The organism is Pelorhabdus rhamnosifermentans (genome assembly GCF_018835585.1).
GTDB classification, from domain to species: domain Bacteria; phylum Bacillota; class Negativicutes; order UMGS1260; family UMGS1260; genus Pelorhabdus; species Pelorhabdus rhamnosifermentans.
Window position 1 is genome coordinate 53,273 of sequence record NZ_JAHGVE010000010.1, and the last position, 13,773, is coordinate 67,045.

The 13,773-nt window shown below is 42.8% G+C and carries 26 protein-coding genes; all 26 read left to right on the top strand.

All coding sequences use genetic code 11. The features are described from left to right. Positions 1-30 precede the first annotated feature (30 nt). The 26 genes from rpsQ to truA all read left to right on the top strand — a co-directional run bounded on the left by rpsQ (position 31) and on the right by truA (position 13,718). Complete coding sequence (rpsQ, locus tag Ga0466249_RS13335; protein WP_281422647.1) at positions 31-306, top strand: 30S ribosomal protein S17; 276 nt, start codon at positions 31-33, stop codon at positions 304-306. A gap of 40 nt (positions 307-346) precedes the next feature. Beyond that, the gene (rplN, locus tag Ga0466249_RS13340; RefSeq protein WP_215829952.1) at positions 347-715 is read left to right on the top strand and encodes a 50S ribosomal protein L14; all 369 of its coding nucleotides are present in this window, start codon (positions 347-349) and stop codon (positions 713-715) included. Positions 716-739: 24 nt separating this feature from the next. Then, a complete protein-coding gene (gene rplX, locus Ga0466249_RS13345; RefSeq protein WP_215829953.1) occupies positions 740-1,078 on the top strand; it encodes a 50S ribosomal protein L24 in 339 nt (112 codons plus the stop codon). 21 nt (positions 1,079-1,099) lie between these two features. Then, on the top strand, positions 1,100-1,639 hold the full coding sequence (rplE, locus tag Ga0466249_RS13350) for a 50S ribosomal protein L5 (protein WP_215829954.1): 540 nt from the start codon (positions 1,100-1,102) through the stop codon (positions 1,637-1,639). A 20-nt stretch (positions 1,640-1,659) separates the two neighbouring features. Next, the gene (locus tag Ga0466249_RS13355; protein WP_215829955.1) at positions 1,660-1,845 is read left to right on the top strand and encodes a type Z 30S ribosomal protein S14; all 186 of its coding nucleotides are present in this window, start codon (positions 1,660-1,662) and stop codon (positions 1,843-1,845) included. Between the two features lie 26 nt (positions 1,846-1,871). Continuing rightward, complete coding sequence (gene rpsH, locus Ga0466249_RS13360) at positions 1,872-2,270, top strand: 30S ribosomal protein S8 (protein WP_215829956.1); 399 nt, start codon at positions 1,872-1,874, stop codon at positions 2,268-2,270. 27 nt (positions 2,271-2,297) lie between these two features. Continuing rightward, positions 2,298-2,846 (top strand): 50S ribosomal protein L6, encoded by a 549-nt coding sequence (gene rplF, locus Ga0466249_RS13365; RefSeq protein WP_215829957.1) that lies wholly within the window; start codon positions 2,298-2,300, stop codon positions 2,844-2,846. 26 nt (positions 2,847-2,872) lie between these two features. Further along, positions 2,873-3,241, top strand: a complete 369-nt coding sequence (gene rplR / locus Ga0466249_RS13370; protein ID WP_215829958.1) for a 50S ribosomal protein L18 — start codon at positions 2,873-2,875, stop codon at positions 3,239-3,241. A gap of 17 nt (positions 3,242-3,258) precedes the next feature. Next, positions 3,259-3,759: a 30S ribosomal protein S5 gene (rpsE, locus tag Ga0466249_RS13375; protein WP_215829959.1), complete on the top strand. Its 501-nt coding sequence runs from the start codon at positions 3,259-3,261 to the stop codon at positions 3,757-3,759. Between the two features lie 14 nt (positions 3,760-3,773). After that, positions 3,774-3,959 (top strand): 50S ribosomal protein L30, encoded by a 186-nt coding sequence (gene rpmD / locus Ga0466249_RS13380; protein ID WP_215829960.1) that lies wholly within the window; start codon positions 3,774-3,776, stop codon positions 3,957-3,959. Between the two features lie 19 nt (positions 3,960-3,978). Then, positions 3,979-4,419, top strand: a complete 441-nt coding sequence (rplO, locus tag Ga0466249_RS13385) for a 50S ribosomal protein L15 (RefSeq protein ID WP_215829961.1) — start codon at positions 3,979-3,981, stop codon at positions 4,417-4,419. Next, the gene (gene secY / locus Ga0466249_RS13390; protein WP_215829962.1) at positions 4,420-5,676 is read left to right on the top strand and encodes a preprotein translocase subunit SecY; all 1,257 of its coding nucleotides are present in this window, start codon (positions 4,420-4,422) and stop codon (positions 5,674-5,676) included. Positions 5,677-5,690: 14 nt separating this feature from the next. Continuing rightward, on the top strand, positions 5,691-6,344 hold the full coding sequence (locus Ga0466249_RS13395; protein ID WP_215829963.1) for an adenylate kinase: 654 nt from the start codon (positions 5,691-5,693) through the stop codon (positions 6,342-6,344). Then, positions 6,341-6,700, top strand: coding sequence for a M24 family metallopeptidase (locus Ga0466249_RS13400; RefSeq protein WP_215829964.1), 360 nt, complete (start codon positions 6,341-6,343; stop codon positions 6,698-6,700). Before Ga0466249_RS13395 ends, Ga0466249_RS13400 begins: the two co-directional genes overlap by 4 nt. A gap of 3 nt (positions 6,701-6,703) precedes the next feature. Beyond that, complete coding sequence (locus tag Ga0466249_RS13405; RefSeq protein WP_215829965.1) at positions 6,704-6,967, top strand: KOW domain-containing RNA-binding protein; 264 nt, start codon at positions 6,704-6,706, stop codon at positions 6,965-6,967. 29 nt (positions 6,968-6,996) lie between these two features. Then, positions 6,997-7,215, top strand: coding sequence for a translation initiation factor IF-1 (gene infA, locus Ga0466249_RS13410; RefSeq protein ID WP_215829966.1), 219 nt, complete (start codon positions 6,997-6,999; stop codon positions 7,213-7,215). A 60-nt stretch (positions 7,216-7,275) separates the two neighbouring features. After that, positions 7,276-7,389 carry a 50S ribosomal protein L36 gene (rpmJ, locus tag Ga0466249_RS13415; protein ID WP_215829967.1) on the top strand — a complete coding sequence of 38 codons (114 nt, stop codon included), beginning with the start codon at positions 7,276-7,278 and terminating at the stop codon, positions 7,387-7,389. Positions 7,390-7,402: 13 nt separating this feature from the next. Continuing rightward, positions 7,403-7,777, top strand: a complete 375-nt coding sequence (gene rpsM, locus Ga0466249_RS13420) for a 30S ribosomal protein S13 (RefSeq protein WP_215829968.1) — start codon at positions 7,403-7,405, stop codon at positions 7,775-7,777. A 13-nt stretch (positions 7,778-7,790) separates the two neighbouring features. After that, entirely contained in the window at positions 7,791-8,183 is a 393-nt protein-coding gene (rpsK, locus tag Ga0466249_RS13425; RefSeq protein ID WP_215829969.1) for a 30S ribosomal protein S11, read from the top strand. Between the two features lie 26 nt (positions 8,184-8,209). After that, positions 8,210-8,842: a 30S ribosomal protein S4 gene (gene rpsD / locus Ga0466249_RS13430; protein ID WP_215829970.1), complete on the top strand. Its 633-nt coding sequence runs from the start codon at positions 8,210-8,212 to the stop codon at positions 8,840-8,842. Between the two features lie 64 nt (positions 8,843-8,906). Beyond that, positions 8,907-9,866, top strand: a complete 960-nt coding sequence (locus tag Ga0466249_RS13435; RefSeq protein WP_215829971.1) for a DNA-directed RNA polymerase subunit alpha — start codon at positions 8,907-8,909, stop codon at positions 9,864-9,866. A 12-nt stretch (positions 9,867-9,878) separates the two neighbouring features. Next, a complete protein-coding gene (gene rplQ / locus Ga0466249_RS13440; RefSeq protein ID WP_215829972.1) occupies positions 9,879-10,217 on the top strand; it encodes a 50S ribosomal protein L17 in 339 nt (112 codons plus the stop codon). 213 nt (positions 10,218-10,430) lie between these two features. Next, complete coding sequence (locus Ga0466249_RS13445; RefSeq protein WP_215829973.1) at positions 10,431-11,270, top strand: energy-coupling factor transporter ATPase; 840 nt, start codon at positions 10,431-10,433, stop codon at positions 11,268-11,270. Next, the gene (locus Ga0466249_RS13450; protein WP_215829974.1) at positions 11,255-12,130 is read left to right on the top strand and encodes an energy-coupling factor transporter ATPase; all 876 of its coding nucleotides are present in this window, start codon (positions 11,255-11,257) and stop codon (positions 12,128-12,130) included. Before Ga0466249_RS13445 ends, Ga0466249_RS13450 begins: the two co-directional genes overlap by 16 nt. Beyond that, entirely contained in the window at positions 12,120-12,917 is a 798-nt protein-coding gene (locus tag Ga0466249_RS13455; protein ID WP_215829975.1) for an energy-coupling factor transporter transmembrane component T family protein, read from the top strand. The genes Ga0466249_RS13450 and Ga0466249_RS13455 overlap by 11 nt, the downstream gene beginning before the upstream one ends. Before the next feature lie 15 nt (positions 12,918-12,932). After that, positions 12,933-13,718, top strand: a complete 786-nt coding sequence (truA, locus tag Ga0466249_RS13460) for a tRNA pseudouridine(38-40) synthase TruA (protein WP_215830081.1) — start codon at positions 12,933-12,935, stop codon at positions 13,716-13,718. Positions 13,719-13,773 lie beyond the last annotated feature (55 nt).

A 13,773-nucleotide genomic window follows, 5' to 3' on the forward strand; every position in this document is an offset into this window, starting at 1 on the left:
ATATTTAAGGAAAGGGGATTATAACACGTGTTGGATGAAAATAATGTGTTAGATAAACGCAGTGACCGTAAAGTAAGAATTGGTAAAGTCGTGAGCGATAAGATGGAAAAAACTGTTGTTGTAACAGTTGAGCGTCTTGTACAGCATCCGCTTTACAAAAAATCCGTAAAACAAACAACTCGGTTTAAAGCCCATGATGAAAATAATGAGAGCCATATTGGCGATACAGTAAAAATCATGGAAACCCGCCCATTATCTAAAGATAAACGTTGGAGAGTCGTTGAGATTCTGGAAAAAGCGAAATAATCTTAAATAATCGGTAAATCGTGGATAAGGAGGGATAACGATGATCCAACAACAGAGTATGTTAAATGTAGCTGACAACACGGGCGCGAAACAAATTATGTGTATCCGCGTTTTAGGCGGTTCTTATCGTAAATATGCCAACATTGGTGATGTTATCGTCGCTGCTGTAAAAGACTCGTCGCCAGGCGGAACGGCAAAGAAAGGCGAGGTCGTGAAGGCTGTTGTCGTTCGTACCAGAAAAGGTCTGCGTCGTCCAGATGGTTCTTATATCCGTTTTGATGAAAATGCCGCTGTGCTCATTAAAGATGATAAGAGCCCAAGAGGCACGCGTATCTTCGGACCAGTAGCCAGAGAGCTTCGTGATAAAGATTTCATGAAAATCATCTCCCTGGCACCAGAAGTAATCTAGTACTAGTATAGGAGGTGTCCTGCTTTGTCCGAGACCGTTAAAATGCATGTAAAAAAGGGCGATACAGTAAAAGTATTGTCTGGTAAAGATAAAGGTAAAGAAGGAAAAGTCATTCAAGCACTGCCGAAAAAAGGCAAAATTGTTGTGGAAGGCGTCAATAAAGTAAAACGCCACACCAAACCAAGTGCGAAAATGCCTCAAGGCGGTATCGTAGTAAAAGAAGCCGCTTTTCATTCCGCAAAAGTAATGCTCGTTTGTCCATCATGTAAAGAACCTACTCGTATTAAAAAGACGGCTCTTGCAAATGGCGTACTTGCCCGGACTTGCAAGAAGTGCAATGAAATTATTGATCAAGATAAATAACGCGGAAAGGAGGTACGACACATGACCCGCCTGAAAGATAAGTATGTAAATGAAGTTACGCAAGAATTAGTAAAGAAATTTGGTTATAAAAACGTAATGGAAATTCCGGTTGTTGACAAAGTTGTTATTAACATGGGTGTTGGTGAAGCTGTAGCTAATCCGAAAGTATTAGATAATGCTGTGGGTGATCTTGCACAAATTACTGGTCAGAAACCCGTCATTACTAAGGCGAAAAAGTCTATTGCTGCATTTAAGATTCGTCAAGGTATGCCGATTGGAACGAAAGTTACGCTTCGTGGAAGTAGAATGTATGAGTTTTTAGATAAACTGATTAATGTTTCACTTCCTCGTGTACGTGACTTCCGCGGAATCAGTCCTCGTGCTTTTGATGGCCGTGGCAACTATACGCTGGGCGTCAAGGAACAACTGATTTTCCCGGAAATCGAGTATGATAAAATCGATAAAATTCGCGGAATGGATATCATCATTGTGACAACTGCCAAAACCGACGAGGAAGCTCGCGAGCTCTTGAAACTGATGGGTATGCCATTTAGCGCATAACAAAAGAAGGAGGGTCACTCGTGGCCAAAAAGGCATTGATTGAAAAATGGAAGCGTGAGCCGAAATTCAGTGTTCGGAAATACAATAGATGCAAAATTTGTGGCCGGCCCCACGGCTATATCCGCAAATTTGAAATGTGCCGTATCTGCTTCAGAGAATTAAGCTATAAAGGTGCCATTCCTGGAGTCACCAAGGCTAGCTGGTAAATAGTTACGAAAGGAGGTAATGTGAAATGGTTATGACCGACCCTATTGCCGATTTATTAACCCGTATCCGCAATGCTAACTCGGTTTATCATGAAAAGGTTGAAATTCCGGCTTCAAATATTAAACAGTCTATCGCGCAAATTTTGAAATCCGAAGGCTTTATTAAAGAAGTTGAAATGATTACTGATAGTAAACAAGGAATTTTGCGTGTCAGCTTAAAATATGGTCCTAACCGGGAAAAGGTAATTAACGGTATTAAACGTATTTCCAAACCCGGTATGCGTGTATATGCAAAAAATGACCATCTGCCTCGTGTATTAGGTGGTTTGGGTATTGCCGTTATTTCAACATCCAAAGGGATTATGACGGATAAACAAGCCCGGAAAGAAAAACTTGGCGGCGAAGTTATCGCTTATGTCTGGTAATCATTTTTTTGACTAGGAGGTGCAAATATGTCTAGAATTGGTCGCATGCCTATTGCCATTCCCAGCGGTGTAACCGTGAAGATGGAAGACAATGTGGTGACGGTTAAAGGGCCGAAAGGCGAACTTACCCGTACTCTCCATCCTGATATGATTATCAAAATGGAAGATAACACCATCGTTGTAGAGCGTCCCAGTGAAAATAAGCAACACAGATCCTTACATGGTTTGACACGGACTTTGATTTCAAATATGGTCATAGGTGTTACTGAAGGATATAAAAAGACTTTAGAAATTGCCGGTGTGGGTTATAGAGCAGCAAAAGCAGGAAAAAATTTAAATCTTACATTAGGTTTTTCTCATCCTGTTGTCGTTGAGCCCCCCGCAGGTATTACGCTTGATGTTCCTGCTCCGAATAAGATTATTGTTTCAGGTATTAATAAGGAAACGGTTGGCGCTATTGCTGCTAATATTCGTTCTTTCCGTGAACCTGAACCTTATAAAGGTAAAGGCATTAAGTACGAAGGTGAACATATCCGCCGTAAGATTGGTAAAGCCGGCGGTAAAGGTAAGAAGTAATTGCGATACAGAAAGGAGTGACTACCTTGCTTCGTAAACACAAGAAAAATGATGCCCGTTTAAAGCGTCATTACAGAATGCGTAAAGATGTTGTTGGTACGGCTGAAAGACCGCGCCTAAATGTTTTCCGCAGTTTAAATAATATTTATGCTCAGATCATCAATGATGAAACAAGTATGACTCTCGTTTCGGCTAGTACACTTGATAAAGAATTGCGTGCGACTATCGAAAAGGGCGGAAATATTGAAGCAGCTAAATTGATCGGTAAAGAAGTAGCGAAACGTGCACTAGCAAAGGGTATTGAGAAAGTTGTGTTTGACCGTGGCGGTTATATTTATCATGGTCGGATTGCAGCTGTTGCTGAAGGTGCTCGTGAAGCAGGGCTTCAGTTCTAAGAAAAGGAGGGATACAAGTGGCCAGAATAGAATACGCCAGTCTTGACTTAAAAGAAAAAGTCGTTTTTATTAACCGTGTTGCCAAAGTAGTAAAAGGCGGTCGTCGTTTTTCATTTAGTGCATTAGTTGTTGTTGGAGACGAAAACGGTCATGTTGGTATGGGTCTTGGTAAAGCCGGCGAAGTGCCTGAAGCCATTCGTAAAGGAATTGAAGATGCCAAGAAGAATCTTATCGAAGTTCCAATTGTAAAAACCACCATTCCTCATGAAATTATTGGCGAATTTGGTGCAGGTAGAGTTTTAATGAAACCGGCTTCTGAAGGTACTGGAGTTATTGCAGGAGGTCCTGTCCGTGCCGTTCTTGAACTTGCCGGTATTCGTGACATCTTGACAAAATCGCTCGGTTCTTCAAATGCTAATAATATGGTTCGTGCAACTCTTAGCGGCTTGGAACAATTAAAGCGTGCTGAGAAAGTAGCTGAACTTCGTGGAAAAACCGTTCAGGAACTTTTGGGTTAAGGAGGAATAAAAAAGTGGCTAAGCTGAAAATTACTCTTTCCCGAAGCCTTATCGGCAGACCTGTGGACCAAAGAGCTACTGTTAAAGCTTTGGGACTGACAAAAATGCATCAGTCCGTTATTCAAGAAGATTCTCCGGCCATTAAAGGCATGATTCATAAAGTGGAGCATCTTGTAACGGTAGAAGAATCACAAGACTAGTTTTAAGGAGGTGTTACTGATGAAATTACATGAATTATCTCCTGCACCAGGATCAAAGAAAAGTCGTACCCGTGTTGGGCGTGGACTCGGCAGCGGTCTTGGTAAAACCAGCGGGAAAGGTCATAAAGGCCAAAACTCTCGGAGCGGCGGCGGTACTCGTCCTGGCTTTGAAGGTGGTCAGAAACCTTTGTATTTAAGACTCCCAAAACGGGGCTTTAAAAATATTCATGCTTTAAAATTTGCTGAAGTGAATGTATCAACCCTGGACCGTTTTGATGCGGACACAGTCATTGATCCAGTTGTTTTAGTAGAAACTGGCGTTCTAAAAAACGTCTATGACGGGGTGCGCATTCTCGGCAACGGCGAACTTTCTAAGGCTCTTACTGTAAAAGCCAATGGCTTTACCAAGACAGCAATTGCCAAGATCGAAGCCGCTGGCGGCAAAGTAGAGGTGATCTAGGTGCTTGGAGCTTTATCCAATATCCTAAAGATCACAGAGCTCAGACAGAAAATTGTATTTACTTTGGCTATGTTCTTAGTATTTCGGGCGGGCGCACATATTCCTGTTCCGGGTGTGAATGCCTCCGTTATTGAGCAACTTTTTACCTCAGGCAACTTGTTCGGTTTGTTGGATTTGTTTTCTGGTGGTGCTTTAAGTAAATTCTCTATTTTTGCGATGAGCATTACTCCTTATATTAATGCTTCCATCATTATGCAGTTACTGACTGTCGTTGTGCCGAAATTTGAACAATGGGGCAAGGAAGGCATGGAAGGGCGGAAAAAGATTACCCAAATCACCCGCTATGGTACAGTCGTTCTTGGGTTTATTCAGGCCATTGGGATGGCATTTGGTCTTAAACAGGCCATTATCAATCCAAGCATAGGTTCCATTTTCCTGATTGCCTTAACACTGACAGCAGGTACGACATTTTTGATGTGGCTTGGTGAGCAAATCACCGAAAAAGGCATTGGTAATGGTATTTCACTTATTATCTTTGCAGGTATTGTTTCCAGACTTCCTGATGGATTACATGTTATTTATCAGTATTTAACTGCAGGCAGTATTAGTTGGTTTAATGTATTGTTCTTTCTCATAATTGCAGTTGCAATGATTGTTTTTGTTATTGCCATTCAGCAGGGTCAGCGCAAGATCCCCGTGCAGTATGCGAAACGGGTTGTTGGCCGTAAGATGTATGGTGGTCACTCTACTCACATTCCGCTTAAAGTAAATCAGGCGGGTGTAATTCCAATAATATTTGCGTCATCCGTGCTCATGTTCCCAGTAACTATTGCCCAGTTTATTGACATTCCCTGGGTAAAAACTCTGGCAGGGTGGTTTGCGTGGGGTACGCCGCTACAAACATCTTTGTATGCGCTGCTTATTCTCTTTTTTACGTATTTCTATACTGCGGTTACTATGAATATATCGGATATGGCAGATAATATGAAAAAATACGGTGGATTTATTCCAGGACTTCGTCCGGGGAAACCAACCGCTGACTATTTAGACCGCGTGATGACCCGAATTACTCTTGCCGGTGCAGTTTTCCTCGCATTGATTGCTATTTTGCCAAACTTTGTTGCGGCAGCGACCAATATTCAAGGAGTATATTTTGGCGGCACAGCCCTACTCATCGTTGTCGGTGTTGCTCTTGACACGATGAAGCAAATTGAGTCGCTCGTACTCGCGCGGCACTATCAAGGCTTCATGAAGTAGGGGGGACGTTTAATATGTATATCTTGTTAATGGGACCGCCTGGAGCAGGCAAAGGCACACAAGCAGCCAAGCTTGTAGAGGAATTTAAAATTCCCCATATTTCTACTGGCGATATGTTTCGTCAGGCCGTAAAAGAAGGCACGCCCCTTGGCAAGCAGGCGAAAGAATTTATGGATGCTGGCAAGCTTGTACCGGACAGTGTAACAATTGGGATTGTCAAAGAACGTTTGGCGAAAGCTGATTGTAAGAAAGGCTTTATTCTTGATGGGTTTCCCCGTACACTTGAACAGGCGGAAGCTTTAGGTAAAACCTTACTAGCACTCGGCATTAACCTTACGCGAGTAGTGAATATCAATGTTCCTCATGGCGATCTTGTCTCACGCGTAACAGGCCGGAGAATCTGTAAATCATGCGGAAGAGCTTTTCATGTGGAATTTAACCCATCCACAAAAGGCGAAAATTGCGACGCTTGCGGCGGTCAGCTTTATCAGCGAGCCGATGATAGTGAAGCAACCGTTGTGAATCGTTTATCTGTTTATGATGCGCAGACTCAGCCCCTTATTGCTTATTATGAGCAACAAGGGCTATATACGGAAATTGACGGGCGTCAGCCTATTGATAAAGTATATGAAGGCGTTGTGAAAAGCTTAAAGGTCGAGCGTGCATGATGATTATTAAGTCAGAGCGGGAAATGAAATCCGCTGTGGTTAATATGACTCCCCTCGAACTGGATAGAATTGCCGAAAAATATATTTTGAGTTTTCCTGGAATGTCTTGCTTCTCTGTGAATAAAGAAGTAGTACAGACTATGCCAGGACTAAAAAAGTTAAAAAATGGAGATAATGGGAGTATTCATCTTAGTGGTCACTTCCATGCAATACAAGAATATACAGAAGGTCATGGCTATGGCAGGAATATGTACGAAGTGCCTCAAATACTGACAGTTAGTATTCCTGATTCCATGATTAATCTCGGCAGGTATGAGGTAAACACCGAAGATTTGACCCTGTTATTGGAGGGATGACAGTTGAAAAGTGATACTTCCGTAATTGGTCAAATCGTCGTTTCCAAGGTTGGGCGGGATCAAGGTCATGTTTATTGTGTCGTCGGAATAAGTAAGGACAATAAGTGGCTTCTTGCTGACGGCAGAAAAAGGACCTTGGACCATCCAAAGGTAAAAAATTCCCGACACTTGCAAATACTTCATGCGGTTGTTGAAGGTGAAGCGGAATGTGGAAAGATTAGTGATTTAACTATCCGTGCCACCCTCGCAAAAATCATTGCCAGATAAACTGTAAAACGGACGAGGAGGGAAATCTCGTGTCCAAGCAAGATGTTATTGAAGTAGAAGGCAAAGTCATTGAGGCATTGCCAAATGCCATGTTCCAAGTAGAACTTGAAAATGGTCACGTTGTATTAGCACACGTCTCAGGGAAAATTAGAATGAATTTTATTCGTATTTTGCCAGGGGATAAAGTAACGGTTGAAATTACGCCTTATGATTTAAAACGAGGACGCATTACCTATCGCTTTAAATAAGACGCGAAATTAACTTTCAGCGATATACCATGTAGCCACATGATGAAGGAGGTTACCATAGTGAAAGTTAGACCCTCTATTAAGAAAATTTGCGATAAATGCAAAATAATTAAACGTAAAGGCCATGTTATGGTAATTTGCGAAAACCCTAAACATAAACAAAAACAAGGATAGGAGGTGCAGATGAATGGCACGTATTGCTGGGGTAGACTTACCACGCGATAAGCGAGTAGAAATCGCGCTGACTTATATTTATGGTGTTGGTCTTACAAGTTCCAAGGGAATTTTAGCAGCGACTGCAATCAATCCTGATACAAGAGTTCGTGATTTGACTGAAGAAGAAGTTTCCAAGATTAGAGAAGCCATTGACGGTTACAAAGTAGAAGGTGACCTTCGTCGTGAAGAGTCCTTAAACATTAAGCGTCTCATTGAAATTGGTTCTTATCGTGGAAAACGTCATCGCATGGGCTTACCTGTTCGCGGTCAGAAGACGAAGACGAATGCAAGAACTCGTAAAGGTCCGAAACGCGCAGTAGGCATGAAAAAGAAAGCTGTAAAGTAAAGGAGGGATAACCTTGGTTGCAAAGAAAGTAGTCAGAACAAAAAGAAAAGAACGTAAAAATATCGAATATGGTATTGCCCATATCCGGTCGACTTTTAACAATACAATTGTTACGATTACTGATACTAAAGGCAACGCTCTTTCTTGGGCGAGTGCTGGCGGACTCGGTTTTCGCGGTTCTAGAAAAAGTACGCCATTTGCAGCGCAAATGGCTGCTGAAACTGCTGCAAAAGCAGCAATGGAACATGGACTAAAACATGTTGAAGTTTTTGTAAAAGGCCCTGGATCAGGTCGTGAAGCAGCCATTCGTTCGCTTCAAGCTGCAGGTATTGAGGTTTCCGCCATCAAAGACGTTACCCCAATTCCGCATAACGGCTGCCGTCCGCCTAAACGTAGAAGAGTTTAATCAAATTCGGGAGGTGTATCAATTAAATGGCAAGATATACAGGACCTGTTTGTAGATTGTGCCGCCGTGAGGGAGAAAAGTTATACTTAAAGGGCGATCGTTGCTATAGCGATAAATGCGGCTTTAGTAAACATAGTTATGCTCCCGGACAGCACGGACAAAATCAAGGTCGTAAAAAAGTTTCTGAGTATGGTATTCAGCTCAGAGAAAAACAGAAAACACGCCGTATTTACGGTTTGCTTGAACGTCAATTCCGTTCCTATTTTGAAAAAGCTGAACGTCAACAAGGTAATACAGGGGAAAATTTACTTGTTTTGCTTGAAAGACGTTTAGATAATGTCGTTCTTCGTCTGGGTATGGCCAGTGGTCGTGTTCAGGCTAGACAACTTGTACGCCATGGACATTTTACTGTCAATGGTCATCGTGTAGACATTCCTTCTTTTCTTGTGAAAGCAGGGGATGTTGTAGCAATTCACGAAGCAAGCAAAGAATCTCCACTAGTGAAAGAAATTGGTGAAGCTTTGCCAACAAAAACTGTTCCGGCATGGCTGGAAGTCAATGCGGCTGCAATGAGCGGTACTGTTACACGCTATCCCACGCGGGAAGAAATTGACATTCCGATCCAAGAGCATTTAATTGTTGAGTTGTACTCTAGATAATCTGTCCTCGTTAGTGGAGATGGTGTAACTTAAACAAAGTGCGCAAGGAGGAGGGTCTTTTCGGATGATCGAAATCGAAAAACCGAAGATCGATATCGTAGAAATCAGTGAAGATGGTCGCTATGGAAAATTTGTATGGGAGCCCCTTGAACGAGGTTATGGTATCACGATGGGCAATAGCTTACGTCGTGTACTCCTATCATCTCTTTCCGGAGCTGCTGTCACCTCGGTGAAAATCAATGGTGTGCTTCATGAATTTTCTACTATTCCCGGAGTTCGGGATGATGTGACTGATATTATTTTAAACCTAAAAGAGCTATGCCTGAAAATGTATACGGACGAGCCGAAAGTTTTACGGATCGAAGCTCAAGGCCCAGGAGAAGTCTTAGCGGGCGATATTCTTTCTGACCCCGATATTGACATCCTGAATCCTGAGTTGCACTTGGCTACATTAGATGACGGTGGTTCTTTAGTGATGGAAATGAACGTTGAGCGTGGTCGTGGTTATGTTCGGGCTGAGAAAAATAAACGCCCTGATCATGTCATTGGAATTATTCCTGTTGACTCAATTTTCACGCCGATCCCTAAAGTCAATTACAGTGTGACTCCTACTCGTGTTGGCAATGTCACTGATTATGACAAACTAACATTAGAAGTATGGACGAACGGGAGTATGCGTCCTGAAGAAGCAGTAAGTAAGGCTGCCGGAATTATGGTAGCTCACTTAAAGCTTTTTCAAAGCATGGCAGGAACTCCTGTGGATGAGGACAGTGTGGAGGGAACCTTTAGTGAACCTCCAGAAGAAACTGGTTCCAAGACCATGGAAATGACTATTGAAGATCTTGATCTTTCAGTACGTTCTTATAATTGCCTGAAACGGGCCGGGATTAACACCATTGCTGAATTAGTTCAAAAAACCGAAGATGATATGATGAAAGTCCGAAATCTCGGTCGAAAGTCGATGGAAGAGGTTAAGAAAAAGCTCATTGAGCTTGGACTCTCCCTGGCTGAAAATGAGGAATAAGGGGGGAAGAAAATGGCCTATAGAAAGTTAGGACGTGATTCCAGTGCTCGTAAAGCACTACTTCGCAGTATCTTGACTTCCTTCTTTGCGAAAGAGCGCATTGAGACAACTGAGGCAAAAGCCAAAGAAGCAAGTAGTTTAGCGGATAAAATGATTACTTTAGCTAAGCGAGGCGACTTGAACGCGCGTCGTCAAGTGCTCTCGTTTATTATGGATGAAGAAGTTACAACGAAACTGTTTGATACAATTGCACCTAAATATGCCGATCGCCAAGGCGGTTATACGCGGATCTATAAACTTGGACCTCGTCGCGGTGACGCAGCTCCCATGGCAATACTCGAATTGGTGTAAAAAAAGACTCAAGGCGACCGTTACGGTCGCCTTTATTTTTAACTATAGACAGAAAAGTTGAGATGGTACAGGCATCGTATTGCGGTCGCTTCAATGTCCTACTTGACTTTCGCTTATAGTAATACGATTTCTTACTGGGTGTATTAGAGATTATATTAGCGTTTTTTATTAAACTATTGTGTGAGGCTAGGGGCCTTAAGGTAGGGTTCAAATATGGGAGAATTTATTGAAATGAAGCATGTAAGCCATGTCTACCAAGATCACAATCAGCAAAATGTTCAGGCATTAGATGATGTTAACCTGTCGATTCGAGCGGGCACTTTTGTGGCCGTCATTGGTACAAACGGGTCGGGAAAATCGACGCTTGCCAAACATCTCAATGGCTTGCTGCTGCCAACAACAGGCGAGTGTCTTATTGATGGTGTCTCGACGGCTGAATCAGCTGAAATTTGGAATATTCGCCAAAAGGTGGGTATGGTGTTTCAAAATCCTGATAATCAAATTGTGGCTGCCATTGTTGAAGAGGATGTGGCGTTCGGTCCGGAAAATTTGGGTATTCCATCTACTGAAATTCGCCAGCGTGTCGATGAGGCTTTGGCAAAAGTCGATATGACGAATTATGCCTTGCATGCGCCTCATTTACTTTCAGGCGGACAAAAACAGCGTATTGCTATTGCGGGTGTGCTTGCTATACGGCCAAATTGTATCGTTCTTGATGAGCCCACAGCCATGCTTGATCCGATCGGACGGCAGGAAGTCATGAAGACAGTCAAAAAACTTCATGAAGAGCAACAGATTACATGTGTGTATATTACGCATTTTATGGAAGAAGCGATGCAAGCCGAGCGGGTTATTGTTATGAAGCAAGGTAAAATTGTCTTAGACGGTAATCCCCATGAGGTTTTTAGTCAAGTTGACCTTCTGAAAGATATGGGGCTTGATGTGCCGATTGCAGCACAAGTGGCTGAAAAGCTTCGGCAAATGAACTATTCTATTCCGTCACAAGTTATTAGTGGCAGTGAATTGGCGGAGGCATTATGTCTATCCAATTAACGAATGTTACTTACACTTATATGCCTGGTACTCCTTATGAACAATCCGCTTTAAAAACAGTCAATCTCACCATTGAAAAAGGTGAATTTGTCGGAGTTATTGGTCATACAGGCTCTGGAAAGTCTACTCTTATTCAGCATATGAACGGCCTTTTACAACCTACTATTGGAACGGTGACATTAGATGGCATTGACTTGAAAACGAAGACGAAAGCAGCGCGAGAAGCGCGGCACCATGTAGGCATGGTTTTTCAGTATCCCGAGCATCAGTTGTTTGAGGAAACGGTAGCAGCCGATATTGCTTTTGGCCCACGTAATCTGGGGCTTTCAGCGAGTGAAGTAGAAGAAAGAGTTCATTATGCTATGGATTTTGTTAATCTTGATTATGATACTTTCGCATTGCGTTCGCCTTTCGCTTTAAGCGGCGGTCAAATGCGCCGGGTATCTATTGCAGGTGTGATGGCGCTGAAACCGGATTATTTAATTCTTGATGAACCTTCAGCAGGACTGGATCCAGGCGGCAGGAAGGAAATTTTTGAAGAAATTGTCAAGTATTACGAGTCAGCCAAGATTACAATTATTTTAGTTTCACATAATATGGATGAAATTGCCCAAGTGGCCAATCGTCTTATTGTTATGGATCAAGGAAACATCCTCATTGATGGCAGTCCTGCTCATGTTTTTGGCAAGGAACGTCACAAACTTCACCAAGCCGGTGTCGATGTGCCACCTATTACGGCTCTCATGACACAGCTTGCAGCTAAGGGACTTGCTGTCGATTCCTCCCTTATACGTATTGATGATGCCGTACAAAACATTTGTCAGGCCCTGGCTGTGAAGGAGGGGCATCATGCTCAGTGATATTACATTAGGACAGTATTTTCCTGGTCATTCGTGGCTGCATAAACTCGACCCCCGTACCAAGCTTATTGCGACGCTCTTCTATATTAGCAGTATTTTTACGGCAGAAAGCCTGTTTTCGTATGCTTTAGTCGCTTTGTTTGCTGTCTTTTGCTGCCTTTTATCAAAAGTACCTGTGAAGATTCTCATTAAATCTGTTCGTCCCTTGTGGGTGATTATTGTTCTGACGCTGGGGATTCATCTGTTCTTTACACCGGGCACGCTGCTATTTCAACTCGGGCCTATTCAAATTTCCTGGGAAGGTATGCGGATGGGAATTTTTATGTCGCTGCGTCTGGTACTACTCATCCTTTTTTCTTCACTGCTGACGTTGACGACATCGCCCATTGCCTTAACAGATGGCATTGAGCGGCTCTTAAGGCCTTTTAAGGTGCTGGGTATTCCAGCACATGAACTGGCCATGATGATGACCATTGCTTTACGGTTTATTCCTACCTTGCTGGAAGAAACCGAGCGTATCATGAAGGCCCAAATGGCGCGTGGTGCCGAGTTTAGTTCAGGGAGTTTAATTGCCAGAGCGAAGAATCTTGTGCCCTTGTTAGTCCCGCTCTTTATTAGTGCTTTTCGGCGGGCTGATGAACTTGCCACAGCCATGGAAGCACGGTGTTATCGCGGCGGTGAGGGACGTACACGGATGAAAGAACTATTTTTTACGGGTCGTGATTGGATTGGGTTGGCTGTCATTCTCATTTTTTGCGGCAGTCTTGTTTATTTACGGCTGTTTTAAAGGTAGGTACACGTGATGCGGATAATTAAACTCATCGTAGCTTATGATGGTACGAATTACCATGGCTTCCAGCGGCAAAAGAATACACCTAATACGATACAGCAAAAACTGGAAGATGGGCTGGCCAAAATTTTTGGTCATAAATTAAGTATGAGTGGTGCCGGTCGAACGGATACAGGCGTACATGCCCAGGGACAAGTTGTTCACTTTCAAACGACAGGAACCATTCCGGCTCACTGTATTGCGGCAGCTTCTCGTTCTGTTTTGCCTGAAGACATTGTTGTCCTTCAGGCAGAGGATGCCAATGAATGGTTTCACGCTCGCAAATGGGCGCTAAGCAAAATCTATCTTTATCGGATATATCAAAGTAAAAACATCAATCCCTTTTGGCGTCATTATGCCTGGCATACTTCTAAACAACTGGATGTTGAAGCCATGCAGCAGGCACTTTCCATTATTGTGGGTACACATGATTTTTCATCTTTTAAAGCGGCAGGCAGTACAGCAAGAGATCCTGTCCGAACGATTTTAAGCGCCAATTGTGTACGCGATGATTTGACGGCTCAGATGCCTCTGCCTGGTGTCAGTGGAGCTGTAGTTTGCTATGACTTTACTTTTCATGGCACAGGTTTTCTTTATCATATGGTCCGTAATCTCATGGGTACGCTGATGAATGTTGGAAAGCATAAAATCACAGTTAGCGATATGGCAGCTATTTTGGCAGCCAAAGATCGCAGTAAGGCTGGAAAGACAGCGCCAGCTCAGGGATTATATCTATTATCAGTTAAATATCCTGAATAAAAACGTTTTTTCAAGGTTATACCTTGACAATGATAGCGTAAAACAGTAAAATGAT

What these genes read in the sequence shown, in the direction of transcription:
- Ga0466249_RS13435 (WP_215829971.1), top strand. Translation starts at nt 8,907, where the DNA reads ATGATCGAAATCGAAAAACCGAAGATCGATATCGTAGAAATCAGTGAA.
- rpsM (WP_215829968.1), top strand. Translation starts at nt 7,403, where the DNA reads ATGGCACGTATTGCTGGGGTAGACTTACCACGCGATAAGCGAGTAGAA.
- rplE (WP_215829954.1), top strand. Translation starts at nt 1,100, where the DNA reads ATGACCCGCCTGAAAGATAAGTATGTAAATGAAGTTACGCAAGAATTA.
- Ga0466249_RS13455 (WP_215829975.1), top strand. Translation starts at nt 12,120, where the DNA reads ATGCTCAGTGATATTACATTAGGACAGTATTTTCCTGGTCATTCGTGG.
- Ga0466249_RS13395 (WP_215829963.1), top strand. Translation starts at nt 5,691, where the DNA reads ATGTATATCTTGTTAATGGGACCGCCTGGAGCAGGCAAAGGCACACAA.
- rpsD (WP_215829970.1), top strand. Translation starts at nt 8,210, where the DNA reads ATGGCAAGATATACAGGACCTGTTTGTAGATTGTGCCGCCGTGAGGGA.
- rplQ (WP_215829972.1), top strand. Translation starts at nt 9,879, where the DNA reads ATGGCCTATAGAAAGTTAGGACGTGATTCCAGTGCTCGTAAAGCACTA.
- Ga0466249_RS13400 (WP_215829964.1), top strand. Translation starts at nt 6,341, where the DNA reads ATGATGATTATTAAGTCAGAGCGGGAAATGAAATCCGCTGTGGTTAAT.
- rplN (WP_215829952.1), top strand. Translation starts at nt 347, where the DNA reads ATGATCCAACAACAGAGTATGTTAAATGTAGCTGACAACACGGGCGCG.
- Ga0466249_RS13445 (WP_215829973.1), top strand. Translation starts at nt 10,431, where the DNA reads ATGGGAGAATTTATTGAAATGAAGCATGTAAGCCATGTCTACCAAGAT.
- rplF (WP_215829957.1), top strand. Translation starts at nt 2,298, where the DNA reads ATGTCTAGAATTGGTCGCATGCCTATTGCCATTCCCAGCGGTGTAACC.
- rplO (WP_215829961.1), top strand. Translation starts at nt 3,979, where the DNA reads ATGAAATTACATGAATTATCTCCTGCACCAGGATCAAAGAAAAGTCGT.
- rpsH (WP_215829956.1), top strand. Translation starts at nt 1,872, where the DNA reads ATGGTTATGACCGACCCTATTGCCGATTTATTAACCCGTATCCGCAAT.
- truA (WP_215830081.1), top strand. Translation starts at nt 12,933, where the DNA reads ATGCGGATAATTAAACTCATCGTAGCTTATGATGGTACGAATTACCAT.
- Ga0466249_RS13450 (WP_215829974.1), top strand. Translation starts at nt 11,255, where the DNA reads ATGTCTATCCAATTAACGAATGTTACTTACACTTATATGCCTGGTACT.